The organism is Micromonospora sp. RV43, from assembly GCF_001029515.1.
GTDB classification, from domain to species: domain Bacteria; phylum Actinomycetota; class Actinomycetes; order Mycobacteriales; family Micromonosporaceae; genus Micromonospora; species Micromonospora aurantiaca.
The window spans coordinates 1-24,368 of record NZ_LEKG01000086.1; the positions used below are offsets into that span (position 1 = coordinate 1).

Sequence of the window (24,368 nt, forward strand, 5' to 3'; positions counted from 1 at the left end):
CCCCCACCTGGACGCCACCGGGCTGATGGGCGCGGTGCCCCCGGCGCCGGACACCGGCGACGGCGGCGGCGAGCCGCCCGCCGAGCCGCCTCGACCTCGGCGCGGCGAGCGGGTGGTGCAGCTGCGGCCCGAGCAGACCGGCGACGGATACCGCAGCGTCTACTCCGAGCTGACCCGCCCGACCGTCGGCTCCCGGCTGCGCACCGTCGTACGGGGCACCGGCGAGCTGCTGATCACCTTCGGCCTGGTGGTGCTCCTCTTCGCCGGGTACGAGATCTGGGGCAAGGCGGTCATCGTCGAGGCCCACCAGAACGACCTGAGCAGCCAGCTCGCCCAGGAGTGGGGCGCGACTGCGGACCCGACCGTCGGCCCGACCACCGGTCCGACGGTGAAGCCGAAGCCACCGGCCAAGGGGAAGCCGGTCGCCGGTCTCTACATCCCCAGGTTCGACAAGCACTGGGTCGTGGTCGAGGGGGTCAGCCCGGAGGACATCCGGTACGCCCCCGGCCACTACCCGGACAGCGCCATGCCCGGCGAGGTGGGTAACTTCTCCGTCGCCGGTCACCGCATCCGCTCCACGTTCTGGCGGCTGGACGAGCTGAAGACCGGCGACGCCATAGTGGTCGAGACCAGGACCGACTGGCTCGTCTACCGGGTCTACCAGCAGCGGATCGTCAAGCCGTCCCAGGTGGAGGTGGTCGCGCCGGTGCCGGGCAAGCCGGAGGCGAAGGCCACCGAGAAGCTGCTCACGCTCACCACCTGCAACCCGAAGTTCGACAACTACCAGCGGTTGATCATCCATGCCCGGCTGGACCACACGCAGGCCAAGTCGGCGGGCCGCCCGGCCGAGTTGGAGGCGTGAGCCGTGTACTCGTGGATCTGGCGCAAGCTGCCGTTCGGGCTGCCCGGCAAGCTGATCGGCTCGCTGGTGCTGGCCACCGCCACAGTCGCGCTGCTCTGGTTCGTGGTGTTCCCGTGGGCCGAACCGCTGCTGCCCTTCGACGACGTGCAGGTCACCCAGGACTCCGACGTACCGGGTGACGGTGGGATCACCGAACCGACCGGGCTGCCCGGCGAGGAGGAGCTGCCGTACAGCACCGAGACGAACAACGCCCCACCCTCCACCCCGAACAGGTGACCCCGATGCGCGTACTGGTGATCGACAACTACGACTCGTTCGTCTTCAACCTCGTGCAGTACCTCGGACAGCTCGGCGCCGACTGCGAGGTGCGGCGCAACGACGAGATCGACGTCGCCGAGGTGAGCCGGGTCGGTGCCGCCGGTGTCCTGCTGTCACCCGGCCCGGGCAGCCCGGACCGGGCTGGCATCTGCCTGGACGTGATCCGCGAGTACGCCGGCAAGCTCCCGATCTTCGGCGTCTGCCTCGGTCACCAGGCGATCGGCGAGGCGTTCGGCGCGACTGTCGCCCGCGCGCCGGAGCTGCTGCACGGCAAGACCTCGGAGGTACGCCACGACGGCGTGGGCGTGCTCGCCGGGCTGCCCGACCCGTTCACCGCCACCCGCTACCACTCGCTGGCCGTCCTGCCCGAGACGCTTCCCGACGAGCTGGAGGTCACCGGCCGGACCGCCTCCGGCGTGGTGATGGCGATGCGGCACCGCACGCTGCCGATCGAGGGCGTGCAGTTCCACCCCGAGTCGGTGCTGACCGAGGGCGGTCACCTGATGCTGGCGAACTGGCTTGCCGCCTGCGGCTTCCCGGCGGCGCTGGAGCGCGCCCCGGAACTGGCCGCCGAGGTGGACGCCCGCCGCCGAGCCGCATTCGCCACGACCTAAGCACTCAGTCTCCCGCCACTCAGCCCGCCCCTGCTCATTCGGTCACCATTCAGATCGATCCGCTCGCTCGCGCGGTCATTCGGCCCTGTCACGCTACGCTCCGCCGCCCGCCTTGCGGGCCTCACCGCTCCCGCTGCCGAAAACTCAAGCTCGGAACCGCGAGCCTGCCCCACAAGGCCATTGACTCTGATGATCGGTCAGGGCCCCGTAGGTCGGTAACTAGCGGCTTGCGGGCCAAGACCGCAGGCTGCGGCTCTGCGATGTCCCGCGAGAGTATTGTGCCCACCTTATACCTTATACCTTCTTTGCCTGCCAGGCCTTGACCTGACCCCATAGCGACCTATAGCTTTGCAGCAACTCAGTCGATCAAGGAGTCCGCTTTGCTGCTTCGTAGAATTTCGGCCACCGGTGCAGCGGTTGTCGCTGCCGCTGGAATTGCCCTCAGTGGGTCAACACCCGCACAGGCAGCAGGTGGGACGGCTCACGGCTGCATCTATCCACGAGTTTGCTTCTACAAGACGGAAGCGGATTTCAAGGCAAAGCGAGTTTCGGCCGCTTACCAAGACATTACGTCGACCTGGCAAAACCTCAGCTCAGCAGCATATGGAGCGGACGTCATCTACAACAGTCGGCAGGATGACGTTGCATACATCCACTTCACGAACGGCACAACGGACTGCATGGAGCCAGGGGACACCTTTTACAACTATTACTCAACTGCGGACAAAATCCGGATTTCCTCGTCGTCCGCCTGTTAAGCGAGAGAAAGATAAATTGCAACACGGATGACTGGCACAGTTAGATAAGTGATGGTTCGCTGTTAGCAAGACTAAACGTGTCATTTTCAACTGCCATCCCGACGCTCCTATGGACGTCAAGCTCCGTCGGCTGCCGTCTCGCCGGCGGAGCTTGACGTCTGCGTCCCGAACATGGGTGTGCGGCACCTGCGGGTGTCACCCACTGCCGGGGAGTGTCGTTGATCGTGGTGAACGCGCCAACGAACGACGGGGTTCGTCAGCTCCTGCCGGCCGTCCCGCTACTTCCTCTCTGCCTCCACCCCACGGGCCGCAGCCACCTCTTGATCCGTAGCCCCAGGCGATACAGCCTGCTGCGGCCGTCTTCGTTGCTGAACGGCTCTTGACACAGGGCCCCGGCAAAGTCGTAGTGGTGTCCAACTCGGTGAGCTTGGGGTAGAAGCGCCGTTGTTGGTGACAGCAAGACGGGCATGACCTGTTCGGAAGATCATCAACGTTCCTACGCCATGTTGATCGCCGTTGATCGCCGAAGTGCGCCATGCCCGCGCTGCCGTCATCGCTGATCTCGTCCCTGTCCTGCGCATCGGCTCTGACCGTTGCCGAAACCGCTGGTGGGCTGCCCGAAGCGCTCGCCGGTCTGCCTGATCCACGGGCCCGGCGAGGTGTCCGGCACCGACTGACGGTCGTGGTCACCGCGGCCGTGTGTGCGGTGGTCGCCGGCTATCGCTCGTACGCCGCGATCGCCGAATGGGTCGCCGACGTGCCGGCCACGACGGCTCTCGCCCTGGGCATGGCCCCCGACCGGCGCCCGTCGGAGGCGATGATCCGTCGACTATTGCAGGCCATGGACCCGCAGCTCCTGACCACGGCGATCAGTGTCTGGCTCGCCAGCCGGGCCACCGCCACCATCTCAACGGCTGGCCGGGCGATCGCCGTCGAGTCACCGATCTGACCGCCGCCTGTACCCGCGGACTGATCGACACCACTTCCAGCACCAAGGGCTACTAAGGTGCCGGTAACACCGTCTGGACCTTGTCCAAACGCCGCCGCACCCGCCTGTTCCGCCGGCAGAGATCGGTCAAGCGACACCACGCCGAGATTCCGAGCCCTCGGCGAGCGCGCCGTCTCCACCCTCGAGCCCCGGAAGGTCCTGACCAAGCTCCGCTGCTGCCCCCGCCACGCCACCCCGCTCCTGCAGGCCATTGTCGTTCGTCAAGCCACCGCAGACGCCCGCTACCCACAAAGACGGCCACGTCCAGCAAGAGCCATCCGGCGACGCGACAACCCCGCCTATTTCGCCCTCGGACGATCCCGCGGCGTTCTGACCACCAAACACACGCCTTGGGCCGCGAATACAACAAATGGCGGTGTCCCGGTGCTCCTGGCACCGCCACGCTGCTCATCGGTTGTCAGCCGTTGCTTCGGGTCGGCGGTGCTGTCGGGATCGGGAGCCCGCCTCCACCGCCACCACCCGGCGGCGTACTCGGGGTACCGCTCGGGGTCGCGCTCGGAGGCGTCGGGCTCTCGCTCTGCTCTGGCGCGGCCACGTCGACGTAGATCGTCACCTGCTTCTCCCGGGCGTAGGAGGAGCCGCTCTTTGGGCTCTGCCGGCTGACCCGGCCGACCTTGTCCGGCTCGGTCACCTCCTCACCATCGAGGACGCGCACCTTGTAGCCGGCGTTCTGCAACTGGCGGACGGCCTGGTCCTCGGAGAGCCCCACCACGTCCGGGACCTCGGCGACGTTGCCGCGGGAAACCCTAAGCTTGACGGTCGAGGCCTCGGCGACCGTACTTCCCTCACTCGGCTCGACGTTGATCACGATGTCCTTCTGCGCGCTGTCGTCCACTCTTTCGACCTCGACCTTGAGGCCGAGTGCCTGCAACTGAGCCTGCACATTGGCGACCTGGGACCCCTCCAGGCCCTTGGGAATGGTGACCTGGCCGGGGCCGGCGCAGATCTGGACCGAGACCGCGGTGTTCTTCTCCACCCGCAGGCCCGGGCCCGGGCTCTGGTTGACGACGGTGCCCTTCTTGCATTCCGTGTTCTGCACCGGGTCACCGTTGACGTAGCGCAGCCCGGCCCGGGTCAGCGCCGCCTGCGCCTCGGCCTGCGTGCTGTCCACCAGCTCTGGCACGGACACCTTCTCGGCCCCGGCCTGGTTGAGCCAGAGCGCGGTGCCGAGCGCGATCACCGCGAGCACGCCGAGGGTGGCGAACGCGGCGATGACCCAGGACGAGCTCTTGCGCTTGCCCGGGTCGCCGACCCGCGCCGCCGGCTGCTGGCGGGTCTGCGGGCCCATCATCTGGGTCTGCTGCGCCTGGTGGTAGCCGCCCGCGGCGGCGCCCATCGGCATGGTCTCCTCGGCCGGCATCACCGGGGTGGCGAGCACCGGCCGGCCGGCGGCGGCGCGGAGCAGGTCCGCCCGCATCTCGCCGGCGCTCTGGTAGCGGTTGAGCGGGTTCTTCGACAGCGCCTTGAGCACGATGGCGTCGACAGCGGGGTTGACGTCCGGGTTGATCGTGCTCGGCGTCGGCGGCTGCTCCCGCACGTGCTGGTACGCGACGCTGACCGGGCTGTCCCCGACGAACGGCGGGTGGCCGCAGAGCAGCTCGAACAGCACGCAGCCGGCCGCGTAGACGTCGGAGCGGGCGTCGACCGCCTCGCCGCGCGCCTGCTCGGGGGAGAGGTATTGTGCGGTGCCGATGACCGCGCTGGTCTGCGTCATCGTGGTGGCGCCGCTGGCGAGCGCCCGGGCGATGCCGAAGTCCATCACCTTGACCTGGCCGGTCTGGGTGAGCATCACGTTTCCGGGCTTGATGTCCCGGTGGATGATCCCGTGCCGGTGGCTGAACTCCAGCGCGGCGCACATGTCGGCGCAGATCTCCAGCGCCCGGCGCGGCTGGAGCCGCCCCTCGACGCCGAGGACCTCCTTGAGGGTCCGGCCGTTGACGAACTCCATCACGATGAACGGCAGGGTCTCGCCCGTGGGGGCGGTCTCCTCACCGGTGTCGTAGACGGCGACGATGGCCGGGTGGTTGAGCGAGGCGGCGTTCTGCGCCTCACGGCGGAACCGCATCTGGAACGTGGCATCCCGGGCCAGATCGGCACGGAGCATCTTGATCGCGACATCCCGCCCGAGCCGGAGGTCACGGCCGCGGTGCACCTCGGCCATGCCGCCGTAGCCCAGCAGCTCGCCGACCTGGTACCTGCCACCGAGCAGGCGGGCCTGCGCTGTCATCGCGTCTCTCGTCCTTCGCTCGTCGTCGTACCGCCGCCGGCCGGCAGGAGGCGTACCTCACGACGGTACGACGTGCGGACCGGATAGTCGCCTCCGTACGGCTGCACCGCGCCGGAGGTCACGCTCACACTCGCCGAAGCGGATGCGGTAGCACCGTATTTCCGGTACAGGAACGAAATCACGCCCGAGCAGAGGATGACCAGTACGGCCACCACGATCGCCGTCGTCCACAGCCCGGACCGGGAGCGCCGGGGCGGAGCGGCGGCGGGCGGTCGCGCGTACGCGACGGGCGCGGCAGGCGAGGCGGGTACGCCGGAGATCGGGTGCCCGGAGCGAGCCGCCTGGGAGAGTGCGAGCTTGGCCTGCCGGGCGATGCTCGCCAGCGCGGCGGCGCTCGGCCAGCGCGCGGCCGGATCCTTCGCCATGGCCCGCTCGACGATCGCCCGGACCTGGGGCGGGATGTCGGCCGGAAGCGCCCGCGGAGTGTCCCGTACGTGCTTCATGGCGATCTCGAGGGGGTTGTCCCCCTCGAACGGGCGGCGGCCGGCCAGGCACTGGTACGCGACCACGCCCAGCGCGTAGACGTCCGAGGCGGGGGTGGCGACAGCGCCGGTGGCCTGCTCCGGCGAGATGTACGAGGCGGTGCCGAGCACCGAGCCGGCGGCGGTGAGCTGGCCGACCAGGTCCGAGCGGGCGATGCCGAAGTCGGTGAGCACGAGCGTGCCGTTCGGCCGAACCAGCAGGTTGCCGGGCTTCACGTCGCGGTGCACGATGCCCTTCTCGTGCGCCGCGTGCAACGCGTCGGCGGCCTGCGCCAGCAGTGCCATCGTGCGGGCCGGGGTCAGCCGGCCGACGCGGCTGAGCGTGGCGGAGAGCGCGTCGCCCTCGACGTACTCCATCACCAGGAAGGCGATGTGCTGGTCGCTGCCGAAGTCGTAGACGTCGACCACGCCGGGGTGGTTGATGGTGGCCATGGTCCGGGCCTCGCCGCGGAACCGCTCGGCGAAGCCCGGTTCGTCCAGCAGCGCCGGGAGCAGGCTCTTCACCGCGACGGTACGGCCCAGCACCTGGTCGGTGCCGCGCCACACGTCGCCCATGCCACCGCTGGCGATCCGCTCGTCGAGGCGGTAGCGGTTGCCGAGCTTCACTCCCGGACCGAGCACGTCAGCGCCTCCCGGAGTCGGCGATCGCCGCCGCCATGATCCGGCCGGCGATGCGGGCCGCCTCGGCGCTGCCGCCGCTGCCCGCCTGCTCCAGCTCGACGCAGACCGCGGAGAGCGGCGTGCCGTCCTTGTCCAGGGCGAAGCCGATGAACCAGCCGTGGTCCGGGGTGTTCGGGCCGGACTGGGCAGTACCGGTCTTGCCGCCGACCAGGAAGCCGTCGATGGCGGCCCGGCGGCCGGTGCCCTCCTTCACCACGTTCTGCATCATGTCGCGCAGGTCGGCGGCGACCTGGCCGCTGATCGGGCGGCGCAGCTCGCGCGGCTGGGCGGCGTCGTAGACGGTGGTGCGGTCCGGCCCGAGCAGCTGCTTGACCAGGTACGGACGCATCTGCTTGCCGTCCTTGTTGGCCACCGCGGCGGCGATCATCGCGCCCTGCAACGGGGTCATCCGCACGTTGTTCTGGCCGATCGACGACTGCGCCAGAGCGGCCTGGTCGGTGCTGCCGTCCGGGTTCTGCATGTCGCCGGTGCGGCTGGCCGCCACCGGAAGGCCGCCCTCACCGAGCTGGCCGACGGTGAGGTCCTCCTGCTCGAAGCCGAACTGCTTGGCCTTCTCCTTGACCTTGTCCGAGCCGAGGCGTACGCCGAGCTGGGCGAAGCCGGTGTTGCAGGACTCGGTCACCGCCTCGCGCAGCGTCACCTGCGACTCGGGGCAGATCGACGGCGCGGCGTTGCGGATCGGCTGGCCGGCGCCGGGCGCGGTGTAGCTGGAACCGGCCGGGATGCGGGTCTGCTGCCCGACGCCGTTCTCCAGCGCCGCCGCCGCCATGATGATCTTGAAGGTGGAGCCCGGCGGCAGCGTCTCGGACAGCGCCCGGTTCGCCAGCGGCCGGTCCTTGTCCTTCTCCAGCGTGTTGTACGCCCGGTCCGCCTCGGTGCTGTTGTGACTCGCCAGCGGGTTCGGGTCGAAGCTCGGCATGGACACCAGCGCCTGCACCGCGCCGGTACGCGGGTCGATCGCGATGGCCGCGCCCTTGGTCGCGCCGACCTGGTTGTCGTTGAGCTGCTTGTACGCCGTCTCCTGGGCCCGCTTGGAGAGCGTCAGCAGCACGTTCCCGCCACCGGTCTCGTCACCGGTGAACATGTCCTTGATCCGGCTGGCGATGAGCGCGTCGCTGGTGCCGGCGAGGAAGTCGTTCTCCACCCGCTCGATGCCGCTCGCGCTGCCGTTGACCGGCTTCCAGCCGAGCACGTGCGCGTACATCGCCCCGCCCGGGTAGGTGCGCTGGTACTTCAGCTCACCACCGGTCTCCTTGCTGACCGCGTACGCGGTGCCGCCGACCTCGATGTTGCCGCGCTTGCGGTCGTACTCGGCGACCTGGACCCGGCCGTTGTAGTCGCTGTTGCGGTATTCGTCGGCCTTGTAGGCCTGGATCCAGTTCAGGTTCGCGAACAGCAGCCCGAACAGGACGATCACGACCACGCCGACGCGGCGCAGGGGGGCGTTCACGGCCGGATCACCTCCGTCGGGGCGCCGTGCAACTGCTCGGGCGGACCACCGGTCGGCCGGGCGGCCGGGCCACCGCCGCCGGTCACCGGGCGACGGGCGCCGTCGGAGACCCGCAGCAGCACCGCGATCAGCAGCCAGTTCGCCATCAGCGAGGAGCCACCGGCGGACAGGAACGGGGTGGTCTGACCGGTCAGCGGAATGAGCTTGCTGATCCCGCCGACGATGACGAAGACCTGGAGGCCCAGCGTGAACGCCAGACCGCCGGCGAGCAGCTTGCCGAACGAGTCCCGTACCGCCAGCGCGGCGCGCAGACCCCGCTCCACGATCAGCAGGTAGATCACCAGCAGCGCGGAGAGACCGAACAGGCCGATCTCCTCACCGATGCCGGCGAAGATGAAGTCGGTCTGCACCTCGGGCAGCAGCGCCGGCTGGCCGCCGCCCGGCCCGGCCCCGAACAGACCGCCGGTGCCGAGCGTGAGCAGACCCTGCACCAGCTGGTAACCCCTGTCGTACGGCTCGGCGAACGGGTCCAGCCAGATCTGCGCCCGGTCGTAGAAGTTCGCGAACGGGCCGCCGACGGTGCTGCCCAGCACGTAGGCCAGGTAGGCGCCGCCGAAGAACAGGATCAGGCCGATGAGCAGCCAGCTCACCCGCTCGGTGGCGATGTAGAGCGTCACCACGAACATGCCGAAGTAGAGCAGCGAGGTGCCCAGGTCCTTCTCGAAGATCAGGACCAGGAGGCTGACGATCCACACCACGAGCACCGGGCCGAGGTCGCGCCCGCGCGGGAAGTCGATGCCGAGCACCCGCCGGCTGGCGAGCGAGAGCACCTCGCGCTTGCGCACCAGGTAGTAGGCGAAGAACGTGAGCAGGGCCAGCTTGGCGAACTCACCCGGCTGGATGGAGAACCCGCCGAACTTGATCCACAGCTTGGCGCCGTTGATCTCGGAGAACCGGCTGGGCAGCACCGCCGGGATCATCACCAGCACGATGCCGGCCAGGCCCAGCGTGTACGCGTACCGGGACAGCGACCGGTGGTCACGCAGGATCGCCAGCAGCGCGGCGGCGAGCACCACGGCAGCGAGCGTCCAGGCGAGCTGCCGGCCACCGGTGCCGGCGAAGACGGCCAGGTCCTCCCGTTCGGCGGGCGTGGCCTTGGCCAGGTCGTACCGCCGCAGGAAACCGACGCCGATGCCGTTGAGCAGCGCCACCGCGGGCAGCAGCGCCGGATCGGCGTACGGCGCCAGCCAGCGGATCACCAGGTGCAGACCGAGGAAGACCAGCCCCAGCGCGGCGGCCGGGATCCAGAAGTCGGGCGTGATCGTGTCCAGCGCCTTCGCCTCGACCATCGCCGCGTACGCCGCCACGAGCACCATGGCGAGCAGGAGCAGGGACAGCTCGGCGTTACGCCGGGACCGGGCCAGGCGTACGCCGGACTCCTCGCCCGTCGAAGCGGGCGAGGCGGCCGGCACGGCGGCTGCGGTCACGGATACGTCCTCGGGATCGAGCCGGCACTCACTCCGGCGACCGGCAACCCGCCGGGTCGGCCGGCGGAACGGTGTCGGAGGGTACGGCGTCGGGCGTGATGGTCGACGTCGGCGACGGCGCGCCGGGGGTCGGCGAGCCGGCGGGCGGCGCGGACGGTGTGGGGCTGCCGCTGACCTGTGGGTTCAGCGCGCCCGTCGTCGTCACCGGGGTCGGGCTGGTCACACCGGGCGACGGGTCGGGCGGGCAGAGCGGCTTCAGGTTCGGGTTCGCCGGATCCTCGCTGGTCAGCTCCGCCAGCCGGCGCTCCGCGTCCGGCTCGTTGCGGGCCTGGATGCCCTGCTTCACCCGCTCCTGGGCGGCGAGGGTGAGGTCGTCGAGCCGGGCCTCGCTGCGCGCGTGCACGTCCGACAGGTCCAGCCCGGCGACCTGGCCGGGCACCCCGCGGAAGACCGCGAGCTGGCCGTCGTCGGTGGCGCCGACGTAGTACTGCCGCTGGGTGTACGTCCACCCGCCGAACGCACCGCCTCCGACGATCACCGCGAGCGCCAGCACCATCGCGGCGGTACGCAGCGGCCGGCGGCGACGCCGCTCGGGCTCGTCGTCACGGGTGTCCACCGGTTCCTCGGGCGCGGGCGGCCGGGGGGCGGACAGCGCCGAGGCGCGGGCCGCCGGGGTGGAGTCGTCGGCCGAGGTCGCCATGCCCCGGTCGCGAGCGGCGGCGCCGCCGACGATCGGGGACGCCTCGACGATGTCCTGGTCGGTGGCGTCGGCGATGATCACGGTGATGTTGTCCGGGCCGCCGCCGCGCAGCGCGAGCTGCACCAGGCGTTCCACGCACCGCTGCGGGTCGGGGTACTCCCGCATGGTGTCCGCGATCGTCTCCGCGCTGACCACGCCGGAGAGCCCGTCGGAGCAGATCAGGTAGCGGTCGCCGGGCAGCACCTGGCGGACGCTGTACTCCGGGTCGATGTCGCGGCCGTCGAGCGCCCGGGTGAGCAGCGAGCGCTGGGGGTGACTGCTCGCCTCCTCCGCGCTGATCCGGCCCTCGTCGACGAGCATCTGGACGTACGTGTCGTCCTTGGTGATCTGCGCGAACTCGCCGTTGCGCAGGAGATAGGCCCGCGAGTCACCGATGTGGACCATGCCGAGCTTGCTGCCGGAGAAGAGGGTCGCGGTGAGCGTCGTGCCCATCCCCTCCAGCTGCGGGTTGGCGTCCACGGTGTCGCGGAGCTGTTGGTTGGCGGTGCCCACGGCGGAGCGGAGCGCGTCGACCAGGGCGTCACCGGGGACGTCCTCGTCGAGTGGCGCCATGGCACCGATGACGATGTTGCTGGCGACGTCACCGGCGGCCATGCCGCCCATGCCGTCGGCCACGGCGAGCAGCCGCGGTCCGGCGTAGACGGAATCCTGATTACCGTCTCGGATCAGACCGCGGTCGCTGTGGGCCGCGTAGCGCAGGGTCAGAGTCATGGCCGTAATTCGAGGGAAGTGCGGCCGATCCGGATCGGCACGCCGAGGGGGACGGGGGTTGGTCCGGTGACCTTAGCGCGATCGAGATAGGTGCCGTTAGTCGATCCGAGGTCCTCGACGTACCACTGCCCGTCGCGGGGCAGCAGCCGGGCGTGTCGCGCCGAGGCGTAGTCGTCGGTGATCACCAGGGTCGAGTCCTCCGCCCGGCCGATGGTGATCTGGGCCTCTCCGAGCGTGATCCGGGTGCCGGCGAGCTGACCGGCGGTGACCACCAGCTGGTGGGCGGCCCGGCCGCGCTTGGCCTTCGCCGGCTTCCCCGGCTGCCCGGTCGACGCGCCGATCCCCCGCGGCGCGGCCACCAGCTTGCCCGACCGGGCGCCGGCGAAGAGGTCCCGGCGGATCACGCCGACCACCGTGAACACGAAGATCCACAGCAGGATGAGGAACCCGAACCGGGCGACGGTGATGACGAGTTCCGGCAACGCGGATCAGCCGTCCACGCGGAAGGTCAGCGTCGTGGTGCCGAGCTGGATCATGTCGCCGGGGTTGAGGGCGACCGCCGAGACACGCTGGCCGTTGACCATCGTGCCGTTGGTGGAGCCCAGGTCGGTCAGCACCACCTGGCCGCCGTCGAAGTCCAGCCGGGCGTGGCGCCGGGAGATGCCGACGTCGGGCAGGCGCAGGTTGGCCTGGTCGCCGCGGCCGATCACGGTCGAGCCCATCTGGAGCGGGTAGGTGCGGCCGTCGCCGGAGACGAGGCGGACGTTGCGGCCGCCGCCGTGACCGGGCGGAGGGCCGTAGCCGCCACCCTGGTCGTACGCCGGGTACGCCGGGCCGGCGTCGTAGCCGCCGGGCGCGGAGACCGGGGCGACGTCCCCACCGGTGTAGACCTCGGCGGTGACCCGGAACATGCCGGTGTCCAGGCCCTCACCGCGTTCGACCTCGACGATCACGTCGCCGTAGACCGTCCACGCCTGCTCGCCGATGAACTCGGCCTGCGACTGGGCCAGCTCCTGGGCCAGCGCGGCAGCGTACGGCGCCAGCCGACTGTGGTCGTAGGGCGAGAGATCGATCACGTAGCGGTTGGGCACAAGGGTGCGCCCACCGGCCAGGATCGCCTTGTGCGCCTCGGCCTCCCGCTGCATGGCGTTGAGGATCTCCACGGGGTGGACCACCCCTTTGAAGACCTTGGCGAAGGCCCCCTCGACCAGGCCTTCCAGACGCTTCTCGAAGCGTTGCAGCACGCTCACCGGCTCCTCCTCGGGTCCCGAGGCAATGATGGTATCCGGACACCGCCTCCGCAGCTCACACGCCGCTCGGCCGGCTGCCGTCGGCCCGTTCGTGACCAGGCCCGCGGACGTGCTAAAGTTTCGCCCGCCACGAGCGGTGATCGTTCGTGGCGTGACCAGTGGACAGCGTAATATGTCCCGGCACCCGCCGCAGATGGCGGGCGTGGGATGCGATATGGTGTTCCGGGTCGTGCCACGGGGATGTGGCGGAATGGCAGACGCGCACGGTTCAGGTCCGTGTGTCCGAAAGGACGTGGGGGTTCAACTCCCCCCATCCCCACCAGAACAAGGGCTCCGCAGACAGCGGGGCCCTTGCTTCGTATCGGGGCGTTCCGGACGTCACGCTATGCTCCGATGGTTTCCCTGCCTCCCACGGACCAGGAGTGGCGTGTGACTGTCGCGTTGGTGACCGGTTCCGGCGGTCTGATCGGCTCCGAGGCGGCCCGGCACTTCGCCGGACTGGGTCTCGACGTGGTCGGCATCGACAACGACATGCGGCGGTACTTCTTCGGCGAGGACGGCTCCACAGCCTGGAGCCTGGACCGGCTCGCCGCCGACCTCGGCTCCGCGTACACCCACCACGCCGTCGACATCCGCGACCGCGACGGGCTGGAGCAGGTCTTCAAGCGGTACGGCAAGGACATCGCCGTGGTGATCCACAGCGCCGCCCAGCCGAGCCACGACTGGGCCGCCAAGGAGCCGTTCACCGACTTCGACGTGAACGCCGGCGGCACGCTCAACGTGCTGGAGAACACCCGGCGGCACGCGATCGACGCGCCGTTCATCCACTGTTCGACGAACAAGGTGTACGGCGACCGGCCGAACTCGCTCCCGCTGATCGAGCTGGAGACCCGCTACGAGCTGCCCGAGGACCACCGCTGGTACGACGGCATCACCGAGGACATGTCGATCGACGAGTCGCTGCACTCGATCTTCGGCGCCTCGAAGGTCGCCTCCGACGTGATGGTCCAGGAGTACGGCCGCTACTTCGACATGAAGACCGCCTGCTTCCGGGGCGGCACGCTGACCGGCCCGGCGCACTCCGCCGCCGAACTGCACGGCTTCCTGGCGTACCTGATGCGGTGCGTGATGGAGGGCCGGACGTACAACCTCTTCGGCTACAAGGGGAAGATGGTCCGGGACGCGATCCACTCGCACGACGTGCTGACCGCGTTCGAGGCGTTCTTCCGCGAGCCGCGCTCCGCCCAGGTCTACAACCTCGGCGGCGGCCGGCACTCGAACACCTCGCACATCGAGGCGTTCCGGATCGCCCGGGAGATCACCGGCCGCGAGGCCCGGATCAACTACGTCGAGCAGGCCCGCACCGGCGACCACCAGTGGTACGTGAGCAGCATGGCCCGGTTCGAGGAGCACTACCCCTCCTGGAAGATCACGTACGACGTGCCGATGATCCTCCGCGAGATCTACGAGGCGAACGCCGACAAGTGGGTGCCGAAGGCATGACCACCGGGACCAAGCGCAACGTGCTCGGCGTCGGGGTCGACGCCACCGACTACGCCCGGGCCACCGAGGCCGTGGTGGCGGCCGCGCACGAGCGCCGCCCGCTGGCGCTCACCGCGCTCGCCGTGCACGGCGTGATGACCGGCGTGCTCGACCCGGCGCACAACGCCCGGCTCAACTCGTTCGACGTGGTCACCCCGGACGGGCAGCCGGTGCGCTGGGCACTCAACCTGCTGCACGGCGCCGGGCTCACCGACCGCGTCTACGGCCCGGAGCTGACCCTGCGGGTGCTCGCCCGGTTCGCCGAGGAAGGGCTGCCCGTCTACCTCTACGGCTCCACCGAGGAGACGCTGTCCCGGCTGGTCCCGGCGCTGGAGCGCAAGTTCCCCGCGCTGAAGGTCGCCGGGGTCGAGCCGTCCAAGTTCCGCGCCGTCGCGCCGGGCGAGGACGCCGAGATCGCCGACCGGATCCGGGCCAGCGGCGCCCGCCTCGTCCTGGTCGGGCTGGGCTGTCCGCGCCAGGAGGTCTTCGCGTACGCGATGCGCCCGCTGCTGGACATGCCGCTGATGGCAGTCGGCGCGGCCTTCGACTACCACGCCGGCCTGCTGCGCAACCCGCCACCGTGGATGCAGCGCGCCGGGCTGGAGTGGTTCTGGCGGCTCGGCCTGGAGCCCAAGCGCCTGTGGCGCAGGTACGTCATCCTCAACCCGGCCTACCTGGCCCGGCTCGCGGCCCAGAAGACCGGCCTGTGGAAGGCCACCCCGCCGGCGCCGGCCACCGGGCGACCGGCCACGTTCGACGTCTGAGCCGTACCCCTACGGGCACGGGTACGGGACGAACCGGGGTGCCGTCCCGGATTCGGCGGACGTCGAAACGGGCAAGGCTAGGGGCCATGGATGACCGTCTCGCCCTGCTGCTTCCCGTCGCCGCCGTCTGGCTCGCCGCCGGACTGGTCGCGGAGGGCCTGCCCGGGCTGGACCGCGCCCGCGCGCTGCGCCGCCGTACCGGATGGTTGTCCGTCCTGGTGCTGACCGGCCTCGCGCTCACCGCGGCGGTCCTCGCCGCGGGCCTGCAGAGCGCCGGTGACACCACTGTGGACCGGGCCGCCGCCGCGCTCGGCGTCGCCGCGGTGCCGGCGGCCGTCGTGGCGGTCTGCACGGTACGGCGGGTCCGGCGGCTGCGGTCCGGCGCGGGCGCGTTCGCGGCGGCGCCGGAGACGCCCGCCCCGCACGGGCTGCGCGCGGCGGCAGCGCACCCGCTGATCGCGCTGCCGCTCCAGGCGACGGCGATCGCGGTGCTGGTGGCGGTGCTGCCGGCGATCGGCGTCGACCTGTTCACCGCGCCGGGCGTCGCCGGACCGGTGATCACCGTCGGGGTGCTCGGCGTGTGCACGATCGGAGTACGCCACGCGCTCCGGCACAACCGGCTCGCCGAGCGGGCGATGCCGGCCGCCGAGGCGGTGTCAGCGCGACCGGCTCGCGCCCTGCACGTATAGCAGTTCCAGGATCGCCCGGGTCGCCTCGAACCAGCGGTCCAGCCAGCCGGGCGGGGGCACGCTGCCCTTCGGGGGCAACTCCATCAGCAGGCCGCGCAGCAGCGGGTGGTCCACCAGGGACTCCTGCTGCTCGACCGGCCAGCCGCTCGGCGGGAAGGACGGCTCGGTCAGCGGGTTGGGGTCCAGCGACGGCAGGGACAGCGGCGCCGTGGCCTGCTCGGGGACGCCACTCTCGCGGGCGTCCTCGCCGTCACCGGAGACCACCTCGGTGAGGACGGTGTCCCGGCGGGCACCCCGGTACTTGCCACCGAACCGCTCGGGCTTGCCCGGGCCGCTGGTGAGGTTCTCTGAACCGATCGTCGTCATCCGTCTCGCCTGCCTTGTTCGGTTGCCGATCCGTGCGGTTCAACGAGGCGGATCGGAACTGGCGACGGGTGGCCGCCGCCGCACGGGCACGCGGACGCGAATGGTCCCGCCCGGCGACGCTGCCGGGCGGGACCACATCTCGGTGCCGGTCAGCTCCGGCCGAACACGCCGTTCCGGGCGCGGGCGACGAAGGCGTGCCAGTCGCCCGGTGCGAAGACCAGAGCCGGGCCGGTCTTGTCCTTCGAGTCCCGCACCCCGACCGCCCCGGTCACGTACGCGACCTCGACGCAGTTGTCGCAGTTCGGCCCGCTCTTCGAGCTCTTGAACCACGTCGCCTGCGTCAGGTCCACGGGGAACTCCTTGGTCGCCATTTCCACAGTGGCTCCTCTGCCAGTTTCGCGATGTGTGCGATGGACTCCTCCGGGCGCATGGCCGCTGCTCGAATGTGATCGAAGATGAAGCTGTACTTCTGCAGTTCGTCACTCTTCTCCAGGAAGAGCCCACCCGTGGCGTTCTCCGCGTACACGACATCGGGATCACTCGGCTCGGGGAAGCTGAGGATCGTGAAGGTCCCGTCCATGCCGGCGTGCGCTCCCACCTCGAAGGGCAGGACCTGCACTGTCACGTTCGGCAGTTCGGCCACCTCCACCAACCGCTTGAGCTGGCCACGCATCACCACGTCGCCGCCAACCGGCCGGCTCAGCACCGCCTCATCGAGCACCACCCACAGATCGACCGGATCGTCCTGCGTCAACAACGACTGACGGCCCAGACGGACACGCACCCGTTGGTCGACCTGTTCGTCGGTGAAGTCCGGCCGGGCCGCCCGGATCATCGCACCGGCGTACTCCTCGGTCTCCAGCAGACCCGGCACCACCTGCTGCTCGTACGCGCGGATGGAGCTGGCCGCCGCCTCCAAGCCGACGTACGCGCCGACGAGCACCGTGCTGTACGGATGCCACCAGCCCTTCTGCCGCGCCTCCCGGGCGATCTGCACCAGCTCGTCACTCTCCGCGCCGACCACCCCGTAGATGCGGAGCATGTCGCGTACGTCGCGCGGGGTCGCCGTGGTGTGGCCGGTCTCGATCCGGGAGATCTTGGAGGCCGAGCACTCCAGCTGCTCGGCGACGACTTCGATGGTGATGCCCGCCGCCTCCCGCTGCCGGCGGAGTTCCGCCCCCAGCCGGCGCCGCCGGATGGTCGGGCTGCGCCGTTCGCTCACGGAGTCACCTCGGTGCCGTCCATCGGCTTGCGGGACCACGCTTCACAGTCACCCGGCTACCTCCGGTCGGTCGCGCCCCGGTTCGGCTCCCACCGCGGGCGCGACCGGCGGGCGGCGGGTGTGCGTTCGCGGCAGGGGTGGTGCCGGTCGTCGACCGGCCGCGACGGGCGAAACCGGCGTCCAGTGTGCCGCTCCGATACCTGACGCTTCAAGTTTCGCCGTTTGCGTGTCCGACTCACCTATCAGCAAAACTCGACGTGCAACTTGCATGTCGCGCGTCCCTGATGCAGTCTGTCCGTATGGCGCGGGTTACACACCGTCTTCGCTTGATCTCCGGGCGTGGTGACAACACGGTCCGTGGGACGGCCGGAGGGGAGCCGTCCCGCGCCGTGCGACCTGCCCCGGAATGAAGACCCCGTCGCTGCACGCCAGCTTGGCTGCGGCGGCGGGAGCGGTAACCGGGAGCAGCCGGGTGATGGTCGGGTGGCGGTCCGCCACCGCGGGTACGGCCCGACCAGCACCGACCCACCGACCGCCGGTCCACGAGGCAGACCCCCCGTCACCGGACCGCACCTGACCCCCCGTTCAGCCTCGCCGGTCCCGCCGGCCGACTTCCCAGGAGCCCATGTGCTTCCCCGCTCCGGTGACGTACTGCACGTGACTCGCGCGGCGAGTGTCCAGTTCCTCCGACCGATCATGTTCCGGGTGATCCGGGTGCTCGACTGGCCGACCTACGACGGTTGGCTCTGGCTCGACGGCTACGAGTTGAACGCGGCGGGGGACGCGGTCAACCGGAGGTCGATCTTCGTACTCCAGGAGGGGTTGCGGCAGCTCCAAGCCGCGCCGGCTCCGCGTCAGCACACCGTGCGGACGGCTCGCCGCCCGGCGGTCCGGACCCCGGTCCGGGTCGGCTGACCTCACGATTCCCGGTCGGGAGGGCGTGCCGTCGCCATAGAATCGGTACGCCCACCCCGGCACGTTCCACCCCGCGCGCCATGGACCCTGAACCTGGGATGGTCATGGTCAACTTGCCCGCCGCGCGGCGGCACCACCGGTCCCGTATCGGCTATGCCCTCGGGCTCTTCCTGTTCCTCGTCACCGCGACCGCGCTCGCGCTCGCGGTACGTCATCCCGCCTTCTCCGCCACCCAGCAGCTCGCCGAGCCCGTACCGGCCCCGGAGATCACCGTTGCGGGTGAGAACGGCCGGACGGAGTCCGACACGGCCGACTCCGATGCCGCCGAGTCCGATGCCGCCCACTCCGACAGGTCGGACGACGAGGACGGCTGGGCCGCCGCCGACCCGGCGGAGGACGAGGACGAACCGGCCGCGGGTGCCGGTGGCGGCGAGGGCGCGCTCGCCGAGCGGCCGACCGGCGCCACCGACGACCTCAGCCGGTCGCTGTTCTACTCCGGGCTGCTCGGACTCGCCATCTCGCTGGCCGGGCTGGGCCTGGTCGGCACCCGCAGACGCCAGTGGTGATCGTCAGGGCGTCGTGGTCGTCGCCGGGGCGGAGCCCGGAGTGCTCGGCCCGCTCGTCGGCGGCGCGGGTACGGCCACCACGATCGTGACCCGGTCGTCCTCGCCCACCGGGTAACCGGCCTCGGGATCGGTGGAGATCACCGTGCCGGCCGGGCGGTCCGACGCCCGCCGTTGCACCCGGTAGTCCAGGTCCAGCCGGTCGAGCGCCGCCCGGGCAGCCGCCTCCGGCAGCCCCACCAGCGGCGGCATCGGCACCTCCACCGGGGCGGTCGTGGCCGGCGTACTCGGCGGTGAACTGCTCGGCGCGGCACTGGTCGGCGCGGCGGTCGTCGGGGCGGCGCTCGTCTGTGCCGAGACGCTCGGCACCGGCGGGCCCGGATCGGAGTTCCGGTCGGCGGCACGCAGCGCCAGCCACACCCCCGCCCCGATCAACCCGAGCAGGAGCAGCGCCAGGATGCCGAGCAGGATCGGCATCCACCAGCGGCGCCCGGCCTGCTCGTCGCCGTACCACTCGCTGCCGGGCTCGGGATAGCCCGCCGGACGTGGTGGCGGCACCCCGGCCCGGCCGGACCAGGCGCCCACCGGTTCCTGCGGGGTGGTCGCGTCGAGGGGACGGCGCGGCCCGCCCTGTCCTGCCGGTCCGCCGGGCAACGGACGGGTGGCGTCGCCCGCGTTCCGCGGCATGGCGCGGGTCGCCTCCACGTCCTCCTCGGCGGCGTTCCTCGGCATCGCACGGGTGGCGTCGGCGTCGTGCCCGGCCGCGTCGCGCGGCATCGCGCGGGTCGCGTCGGCATCCGGGGGCAGCGCGCGGGTCGCGTCCGCGTCACCGGCGGGTGGTTCCTGACGGTCGTCGCTCATGGCACGTCCTTTCCCCACCGGGACGGGGCGCACGGCCCTCGATCGTCCACCGTAGCGGTCCCCGGCGACACCGGCTGGGATCAGCGCGCCGCGCTCGTCACGGAGTCGGCGGCAGGGAGACCGTCGGCGGCGTGGACGCCTTGTCGCCGCAGGTGAGCGTCACCTGGTCGTTCCATCGGGCGGTACCGCCGGCCACCGGCTCCTGTGCCGTGACCGGACCCTGGCGCCCGGTGGCGTACCGGGGATAGAGCCCCGCCTCCACCAGGTCGTCGGCCGCGTCGGAGCAGGACAGCGTGCCCACGTCGGGCACGGTGACGGCCGGCGCCGGCCCGGAGACCCACACGGTGACGGTGGTGCCGCGCTTCACCGGGGTGCCGGGAGCCGGTGAGGTGCGCTCCACGGTGCGTCCGGTGCCCGTACCGAAGACCAGCCGCCAGCCGAGGCGGCGCTCGCGCAGGTCCCGGCGGGCCTGCTCGAAGTCGGCGCCCACCACCTCGGGCACGGTGAGCCCGGCCGGGGCGCTGGTGCGCGTACCGGATGGTTGGGCGGCGGTGGCCGGCGGCGCCGTGGTCGCGGAGGCCGATGTGGACGCGGCGGCGGGCGGTGCGGAGTCGCCGGGCGCGGCCGAGCGCTCCGGCTCACCGGCAAGGATCCACCCGACGCTGGCGCCGATCACGGCCAGCAGGGCCACTGCCACACCACCGCCGAGGAGCAGCCTGCCTCGCCCCGGTCCGCTGCCGTCGCCTGCCGGTTGCCGCTCGTCCGTCATGCTCCCCGCCCCGATCATCGACAACCGTATCCGTTGCTCACTGACGGTCACGGCCCGTCGTTACGACTCGCCGCGCCGACCACGGGACGTTACGCTCCCCGGCATGGTCAGACGGGGCTGGGGAGGATCGACAGCCGCCGCGCTCGGCGTCGCCGCCGGCGCGGGTGCCGCGCAGCTCGGTTTCGGGTACGGGCTGGGCATCATCAACTGGGTGCCGGACGGCGCGGTACGGGCCGAGGCGGCCTGGGTGGCGAGCCTCGCCTGGGCGACCTGGATCGCGGCGACATCGGTCATCGTCGGTGCGGTCTGCGCCCAGCGCCTGCGTGGTGGCGACGACGAGTCGCCGGGCACGCTGCCCCGGCTCGGCCTGGCGCTCGCCGCGGGTGTCGGCGCGATCGTCACCGTCCTGCTGGTGGCGGTACCCGCGCGGGCGGCCCGGGTGCCGGACGTCTCCTCGCCGCAGGCGGTCGCCGCCGCGTACGCGGGCGCGGGGCTGGTGCTCGGCGTACTGCTCGCCGTCTGGGCGCTGCACACCCGCGCCGCCGCCACCAACCTGATCGCCACCACCGGCTGGCTCTGGCTGCTCGCCGTGGTGTCGGTGGTCGACGGGGTGATCGCCGGCCGTGGCCTGACCACCGCCCAGCTCGGCATCTGGCAGATCAGCGCGGACCGTGGCGCGTTCTGGATCCGCGACTACTTCTACTGGCCCGGTGCGCTGCTGTCGGTGCTCTCCGCCCTGGTGATCGGCCTGGTGGCGGCCCGCCGAGCCGCCCGCGCACCGGAGATCCGGGTCGGCGCGGCGGCCTCCGGGGCGGCCGGACCGCTGCTCGTCGCGCTGGCGTACCTGCTTGCCGTGCCGCGCCTGGCCGGGATCGCGGCGGAACAGTTGTCGGCCCACCTGATCGCCCCGTACGCGGTGATCGCCGGCGTCGGCGGCTCGATGGTGATGGCCGCGCTGGCTCAGCGCGCCGAGCGCCGGAGCGCCGAGCGGGTGACAGTTCCCCACCAGCGCACCGGCGAGCCGGACCCCGTCGACGGGGAGCCCGCGTCGACCGGCGAGAACACGGCCGAGCCGGGCGGAGAGCCGACCCCAGACGACGCGACCCGGCCGACCGGGTCGGCGTCGGGCACGTCGGCGTCCGGCAGGTCGTCCAGGTCGGCGCCGGACCCGTTGGCCGGTTCGTCAGGGGACGGGATGGCGGAGGGCGAACCAGGCGCAGCCTCCGGTCGGACGGAGACCGAGCGGGGTCGTGCCACCCGGTCCACCACCGGCCGCCGTGGACGCGCCGTGCCACCGCAGCGACAGCCCGACGCATCCGAGCAGGCCGCCCCCGCAGGCCCTCGCGACAAGGGCGCGAACGCCGACGAAACGAGCCCGCAAAGCACGACGCAGGGCGACTCCGCATCCCCGGCTGGCTCGCCCGACCAGGCCGACCCACCCCCGCCCGCCGAGAGCACCCCCCGCCGACGCCGCTGAGCCGCCCCACACCGCCCCGGCTCGTCGATCTTGCAGTTGTGGTCCCTCGAATGTCCCGAAAGGGAGTTTTGTGAGGGCCACGAGTGCAAGATCGACGGAGCGAGGCGGCGGGGCGGGGTGTGGCTCAGTCGACGGGCCAGGTGTGGACGGGTTCGTTGCCGCGCTGGAGCTCGGCGTACCGCTGGACCATGTGGTGCAGCGCGGCCTCCCGGTCCAGGCCCCGGCTCCGCTCGGCCGCCCACACCGTCTCGGTCTGCCAGACCGCACCGTTGCGGCCGGTACGGCAGCGGCCCTCGATCACGCCGAGCAGGCGGTCCCGCTCGGCCGGGGCGACGCCGAACCGGTCCAGCCCCTGCGCGGCCACCGGCAGCAGCGTGTCGAGTACGAGCGTGGTGACCGGCACGTCCCCGAGCCGGGGCCAGTGCAGGACCGCCTCGATGCCGCGCCGGGCGGCGGCGTGGAAGTTCTCCTCCGCCGAGCTGAACGTCAACTGGCTCCAGATCGGACGGTCCGACTCGGCGAGGCCGCGGGCCAGCCCGAAGTAGAACGCCGCGTTGGCGAGCATGTCCACCACTGTCGGGCCGGCGGGCAGCACCCGGTTCTCCACCCGCAGGTGCGGGCGGTCGTTCATGATGTCGTAGACCGGCCGGTTCCAGCGGTAGACGGTGCCGTTGTGCAGCCGCAGCTCACCGAGCGTGGGCACGCCACCGGCGTGCAGCACCTCGACCGGGTCCTCCTCCTCGCAGATGGGCAGCAGCGGCGGGAAGTAGCGGACGTTCTCCTCGAACAGGTCGAAGATCGAGGTGATCCAGCGTTCGCCGAACCACACCCGGGGCCGTACGCCCTGGGCCTTCAGCTCGTCCGGGCGGGTGTCGGTGGCCTGCTGGAACAGCGCGATCCGGGTCTCCGCCCAGAGCTGCCGGCCGTAGAGGAACGGCGAGTTGGCACCGACGGCGACCTGCACGCCTGCGATGGCCTGGGAGGCGTTCCAGTAGTCGGCGAAGCTGTCCGGCGCGACCTGGAGGTGGAACTGGAGGCTGGTGCAGGCGGCCTCCGGCGCGATCGAGTCGGTGTGCGTACGCAGCCGCTCGACGCCGTTGATGTCCAGCTCGATGTCCTCGCCGCGGGCGCCGACGATCTGGTCGTTGAGGACGCGGTACCGCTCGTTGGTGGAGAGGTTGTCGGCGACCAGGTGGCGTTCGGTGAGCGTGGGCAGGATGCCGACCATCATGATCGTCGCATCGGACTTGGCGGCCCGCTCGTCGGCGCGGCTGAGACTGCTGCGCAGGTCCTGCTCGTAGTCGGCGAAGCCGCTGCCCTCGATCAGCCGGGGCGAGGCGTTCAGTTCGAGGTTGAACTGCCCCAGCTCGGTCTGGAACAGCGGGTCGGCGATGTCGGCGAGGATCTGGTCGTTGCGCATGGCCGGTTCGGCGGCCGCGTCGATCAGGTTCAGCTCGATCTCCAGCCCGGTCATCGGGCGGTCGGCGTCGAAGCCGAAGTCGTCGAGCATCAGCGCGAACACGTCCAGGCACCGCCGGACCTTCTGCCGGTAGCGGACCCGATCCTCGCGGGAGAAGGCGCCCTGCTCGACGTCTCTGCCCATGTGTCCTCCCGGCGCCGGTGCGACGGAACCGTACCGTTCCGCAACGCATTGTGAACCATTCACGTGGTGGGCGTAAGTGCGCCCGCCCCGCCACCCGGCTGGACGGGCGACAGGTCTGCACCTGTACCCCGTCACCGCCGTCACCAGCGCGTCAGTGCAGAGAACTTCACGTGACGATTCGCACCGCCGGGGCGTACGCGAGAAGGGCCCGCACCGTCGGGGACGGTGCGGGCCCTGCGGGCCTGTGCCGGGCTCAGCCCTGGCGGATGGCCTCACCCTCGATCTCGATCTTGACCTTGCGGCCGACCAGGACGCCACCGGTCTCCAGCGCCACGTTCCAGGTCAGACCGAAGTCCTCCCGGTCGATCTCGGTGGAGGCGGAGAAGCCGAAGATGTCCTGCCCGAACGGGCTGCGGCCGACGCCCTCGAACTCCACCTCGAGCTCGACCTGACGGGTCACGCCCTTGATGGTCAGCTCGCCGACGAGCACGAACTCGTTGCCCTCGCGGGACTTCACCTCGGTGCTGCGGAACTCCAGCGTCGGGAACTGCTCCGCGTCGAGGAACTCCGGGCTGCGCAGGTGCGCGTCGCGGTCCGCCTGGGCGGTGTTGATGCTGGCCGCCTGGATGCTGGCGGTGACCGAGGACTGCATCGGGTCGTCGGTGACGGTGATGGTGGCGGTGGCGTCCGCGAACTCACCGCGTACCTTGCTGACCATCATGTGCCGCGCGACGAAGCCGACACGCTTGTGCGCGGCGTCCAGCACGTAGGTGCCGGGGGTGGGGATGGTGAGACCCTCCCAGTCGCGGGTAGTCGCCTCGGTGCTGCTGGTCATGATGCTCTCCTCCGGAGAAGAATGTTTAGGAGCCCAACGACTGACTGAACAACTATAGTTGAGACAATATTCCCCGTGTCAAGTGTTGCTAGG

Annotated in this window: 24 protein-coding genes and 1 tRNA gene; 11 read left to right on the forward strand and 14 right to left on the reverse strand. The window is 71.1% G+C overall.

What is annotated here, in order from left to right; translation table 11 throughout:
• From ABD52_RS20640 to ABD52_RS37885, 4 genes are all read left to right on the forward strand, one after another.
• On the forward strand, positions 1-862 hold an 862-nt coding region (locus ABD52_RS20640; RefSeq protein WP_047892888.1), incomplete at its 5' end, for a class E sortase.
• A 3-nt stretch (positions 863-865) separates the two neighbouring features.
• A complete protein-coding gene (locus ABD52_RS20645) occupies positions 866-1,138 on the forward strand; it encodes a hypothetical protein (RefSeq protein WP_047892889.1) in 273 nt (90 codons plus the stop codon).
• Between the two features lie 5 nt (positions 1,139-1,143).
• The gene (locus ABD52_RS20650; RefSeq protein ID WP_047892890.1) at positions 1,144-1,794 is read left to right on the forward strand and encodes an aminodeoxychorismate/anthranilate synthase component II; all 651 of its coding nucleotides are present in this window, start codon (positions 1,144-1,146) and stop codon (positions 1,792-1,794) included.
• A 1,293-nt stretch (positions 1,795-3,087) separates the two neighbouring features.
• A complete protein-coding gene (locus tag ABD52_RS37885) occupies positions 3,088-3,501 on the forward strand; it encodes a transposase family protein (protein WP_235437509.1) in 414 nt (137 codons plus the stop codon).
• Between the two features lie 457 nt (positions 3,502-3,958).
• Here ABD52_RS37885 and pknB read toward each other — a convergent pair whose 3' ends face one another.
• From pknB to ABD52_RS20690, 7 genes are all read right to left on the reverse strand, one after another.
• On the reverse strand, positions 3,959-5,788 hold the full coding sequence (gene pknB / locus ABD52_RS20660; protein ID WP_047892891.1) for a Stk1 family PASTA domain-containing Ser/Thr kinase: 1,830 nt from the start codon (positions 5,786-5,788) through the stop codon (positions 3,959-3,961).
• The gene (locus tag ABD52_RS20665) at positions 5,785-6,951 is read right to left on the reverse strand and encodes a serine/threonine-protein kinase (protein WP_047892892.1); all 1,167 of its coding nucleotides are present in this window, start codon (positions 6,949-6,951) and stop codon (positions 5,785-5,787) included. The genes pknB and ABD52_RS20665 overlap by 4 nt, the downstream gene beginning before the upstream one ends.
• 1 nt (position 6,952) lies before the next feature.
• Positions 6,953-8,461, reverse strand: coding sequence for a penicillin-binding protein 2 (locus ABD52_RS20670; RefSeq protein WP_047892893.1), 1,509 nt, complete (start codon positions 8,459-8,461; stop codon positions 6,953-6,955).
• The gene (locus ABD52_RS20675) at positions 8,458-9,837 is read right to left on the reverse strand and encodes an FtsW/RodA/SpoVE family cell cycle protein (protein WP_235437511.1); all 1,380 of its coding nucleotides are present in this window, start codon (positions 9,835-9,837) and stop codon (positions 8,458-8,460) included. Before ABD52_RS20675 ends, ABD52_RS20670 begins: the two co-directional genes overlap by 4 nt.
• 139 nt (positions 9,838-9,976) lie before the next feature.
• Entirely contained in the window at positions 9,977-11,419 is a 1,443-nt protein-coding gene (locus tag ABD52_RS20680) for a PP2C family serine/threonine-protein phosphatase (protein ID WP_047892895.1), read from the reverse strand.
• On the reverse strand, positions 11,416-11,901 hold the full coding sequence (locus ABD52_RS20685; RefSeq protein ID WP_047892896.1) for an FHA domain-containing protein: 486 nt from the start codon (positions 11,899-11,901) through the stop codon (positions 11,416-11,418). Before ABD52_RS20685 ends, ABD52_RS20680 begins: the two co-directional genes overlap by 4 nt.
• A 6-nt stretch (positions 11,902-11,907) precedes the next feature.
• A complete protein-coding gene (locus ABD52_RS20690; protein ID WP_026267912.1) occupies positions 11,908-12,696 on the reverse strand; it encodes a DUF3662 and FHA domain-containing protein in 789 nt (262 codons plus the stop codon).
• Positions 12,697-12,905: 209 nt separating this feature from the next.
• Here ABD52_RS20690 and ABD52_RS20695 point away from each other — a divergent pair.
• The 4 genes from ABD52_RS20695 to ABD52_RS20710 all read left to right on the forward strand — a co-directional run bounded on the left by ABD52_RS20695 (position 12,906) and on the right by ABD52_RS20710 (position 15,664).
• Positions 12,906-12,991, forward strand: a tRNA-Leu gene (locus ABD52_RS20695).
• A gap of 71 nt (positions 12,992-13,062) precedes the next feature.
• A complete protein-coding gene (locus ABD52_RS20700) occupies positions 13,063-14,172 on the forward strand; it encodes an NAD-dependent epimerase/dehydratase family protein (RefSeq protein WP_047892897.1) in 1,110 nt (369 codons plus the stop codon).
• Positions 14,169-14,975 carry a WecB/TagA/CpsF family glycosyltransferase gene (locus tag ABD52_RS20705; RefSeq protein WP_030269638.1) on the forward strand — a complete coding sequence of 269 codons (807 nt, stop codon included), beginning with the start codon at positions 14,169-14,171 and terminating at the stop codon, positions 14,973-14,975. Before ABD52_RS20700 ends, ABD52_RS20705 begins: the two co-directional genes overlap by 4 nt.
• Positions 14,976-15,061: 86 nt before the next feature.
• A complete protein-coding gene (locus tag ABD52_RS20710; RefSeq protein WP_013283301.1) occupies positions 15,062-15,664 on the forward strand; it encodes a hypothetical protein in 603 nt (200 codons plus the stop codon).
• Here the strand turns inward: ABD52_RS20710 and ABD52_RS20715 are convergent.
• The 3 genes from ABD52_RS20715 to ABD52_RS20725 all read right to left on the reverse strand — a co-directional run bounded on the left by ABD52_RS20715 (position 15,632) and on the right by ABD52_RS20725 (position 17,252).
• Positions 15,632-16,030, reverse strand: a complete 399-nt coding sequence (locus tag ABD52_RS20715; protein WP_013283300.1) for a hypothetical protein — start codon at positions 16,028-16,030, stop codon at positions 15,632-15,634. The genes ABD52_RS20710 and ABD52_RS20715 overlap by 33 nt on opposite strands.
• 149 nt (positions 16,031-16,179) lie before the next feature.
• Positions 16,180-16,401 (reverse strand): DUF397 domain-containing protein, encoded by a 222-nt coding sequence (locus ABD52_RS20720; protein WP_013283299.1) that lies wholly within the window; start codon positions 16,399-16,401, stop codon positions 16,180-16,182.
• Positions 16,371-17,252: a helix-turn-helix transcriptional regulator gene (locus ABD52_RS20725; protein WP_013283298.1), complete on the reverse strand. Its 882-nt coding sequence runs from the start codon at positions 17,250-17,252 to the stop codon at positions 16,371-16,373. The genes ABD52_RS20720 and ABD52_RS20725 overlap by 31 nt, the downstream gene beginning before the upstream one ends.
• A 627-nt stretch (positions 17,253-17,879) precedes the next feature.
• Between ABD52_RS20725 and ABD52_RS20730 the strand changes: the two genes are divergently transcribed.
• Together ABD52_RS20730 and ABD52_RS20735 are read left to right on the forward strand one after the other, a co-directional pair.
• On the forward strand, positions 17,880-18,167 hold the full coding sequence (locus ABD52_RS20730; protein ID WP_013283297.1) for a hypothetical protein: 288 nt from the start codon (positions 17,880-17,882) through the stop codon (positions 18,165-18,167).
• A gap of 98 nt (positions 18,168-18,265) precedes the next feature.
• Positions 18,266-18,733 carry a hypothetical protein gene (locus ABD52_RS20735; protein WP_047892898.1) on the forward strand — a complete coding sequence of 156 codons (468 nt, stop codon included), beginning with the start codon at positions 18,266-18,268 and terminating at the stop codon, positions 18,731-18,733.
• Positions 18,734-18,736: 3 nt separating this feature from the next.
• On the opposite strand, the gene ABD52_RS20740 is transcribed toward ABD52_RS20735, so the two are convergent.
• Together ABD52_RS20740 and ABD52_RS20745 are read right to left on the reverse strand one after the other, a co-directional pair.
• Positions 18,737-19,591, reverse strand: coding sequence for a PASTA domain-containing protein (locus ABD52_RS20740; RefSeq protein ID WP_082171347.1), 855 nt, complete (start codon positions 19,589-19,591; stop codon positions 18,737-18,739).
• Between the two features lie 97 nt (positions 19,592-19,688).
• Positions 19,689-20,360: a PASTA domain-containing protein gene (locus ABD52_RS20745; protein WP_235437510.1), complete on the reverse strand. Its 672-nt coding sequence runs from the start codon at positions 20,358-20,360 to the stop codon at positions 19,689-19,691.
• Positions 20,361-20,463: 103 nt separating this feature from the next.
• Between ABD52_RS20745 and ABD52_RS20750 the strand changes: the two genes are divergently transcribed.
• A complete protein-coding gene (locus ABD52_RS20750) occupies positions 20,464-21,837 on the forward strand; it encodes a hypothetical protein (protein WP_047892900.1) in 1,374 nt (457 codons plus the stop codon).
• Positions 21,838-21,961: 124 nt separating this feature from the next.
• Here ABD52_RS20750 and ABD52_RS20755 read toward each other — a convergent pair whose 3' ends face one another.
• Both ABD52_RS20755 and ABD52_RS20760 read right to left on the reverse strand, forming a co-directional pair.
• Positions 21,962-23,440, reverse strand: a complete 1,479-nt coding sequence (locus tag ABD52_RS20755; protein WP_013283292.1) for a hypothetical protein — start codon at positions 23,438-23,440, stop codon at positions 21,962-21,964.
• A 253-nt stretch (positions 23,441-23,693) separates the two neighbouring features.
• On the reverse strand, positions 23,694-24,275 hold the full coding sequence (locus ABD52_RS20760) for a YceI family protein (protein WP_013283291.1): 582 nt from the start codon (positions 24,273-24,275) through the stop codon (positions 23,694-23,696).
• Positions 24,276-24,368: the final 93 nt, after the last annotated feature.

Excerpts from the sequence above, each read along its gene's own strand:
- pknB (WP_047892891.1), bottom strand. The coding sequence starts at position 5,788 with ATGACAGCGCAGGCCCGCCTGCTCGGTGGCAGGTACCAGGTCGGCGAG.
- ABD52_RS20750 (WP_047892900.1), top strand. The coding sequence starts at position 20,464 with ATGGTCAGACGGGGCTGGGGAGGATCGACAGCCGCCGCGCTCGGCGTC.
- ABD52_RS20700 (WP_047892897.1), top strand. The coding sequence starts at position 13,063 with ATGGTTTCCCTGCCTCCCACGGACCAGGAGTGGCGTGTGACTGTCGCG.
- ABD52_RS20710 (WP_013283301.1), top strand. The coding sequence starts at position 15,062 with ATGGATGACCGTCTCGCCCTGCTGCTTCCCGTCGCCGCCGTCTGGCTC.
- ABD52_RS37885 (WP_235437509.1), top strand. The coding sequence starts at position 3,088 with ATGCCCGCGCTGCCGTCATCGCTGATCTCGTCCCTGTCCTGCGCATCG.
- ABD52_RS20740 (WP_082171347.1), bottom strand. The coding sequence starts at position 19,591 with ATGAGCGACGACCGTCAGGAACCACCCGCCGGTGACGCGGACGCGACC.
- ABD52_RS20675 (WP_235437511.1), bottom strand. The coding sequence starts at position 9,837 with ATGGTGCTCGTGGCGGCGTACGCGGCGATGGTCGAGGCGAAGGCGCTG.
- ABD52_RS20745 (WP_235437510.1), bottom strand. The coding sequence starts at position 20,360 with ATGACGGACGAGCGGCAACCGGCAGGCGACGGCAGCGGACCGGGGCGA.
- ABD52_RS20715 (WP_013283300.1), bottom strand. The coding sequence starts at position 16,030 with ATGACGACGATCGGTTCAGAGAACCTCACCAGCGGCCCGGGCAAGCCC.
- ABD52_RS20720 (WP_013283299.1), bottom strand. The coding sequence starts at position 16,401 with ATGGCGACCAAGGAGTTCCCCGTGGACCTGACGCAGGCGACGTGGTTC.
- ABD52_RS20650 (WP_047892890.1), top strand. The coding sequence starts at position 1,144 with ATGCGCGTACTGGTGATCGACAACTACGACTCGTTCGTCTTCAACCTC.
- ABD52_RS20760 (WP_013283291.1), bottom strand. The coding sequence starts at position 24,275 with ATGACCAGCAGCACCGAGGCGACTACCCGCGACTGGGAGGGTCTCACC.
- ABD52_RS20705 (WP_030269638.1), top strand. The coding sequence starts at position 14,169 with ATGACCACCGGGACCAAGCGCAACGTGCTCGGCGTCGGGGTCGACGCC.
- ABD52_RS20735 (WP_047892898.1), top strand. The coding sequence starts at position 18,266 with ATGGTCATGGTCAACTTGCCCGCCGCGCGGCGGCACCACCGGTCCCGT.
- ABD52_RS20755 (WP_013283292.1), bottom strand. The coding sequence starts at position 23,440 with ATGGGCAGAGACGTCGAGCAGGGCGCCTTCTCCCGCGAGGATCGGGTC.
- ABD52_RS20680 (WP_047892895.1), bottom strand. The coding sequence starts at position 11,419 with ATGACTCTGACCCTGCGCTACGCGGCCCACAGCGACCGCGGTCTGATC.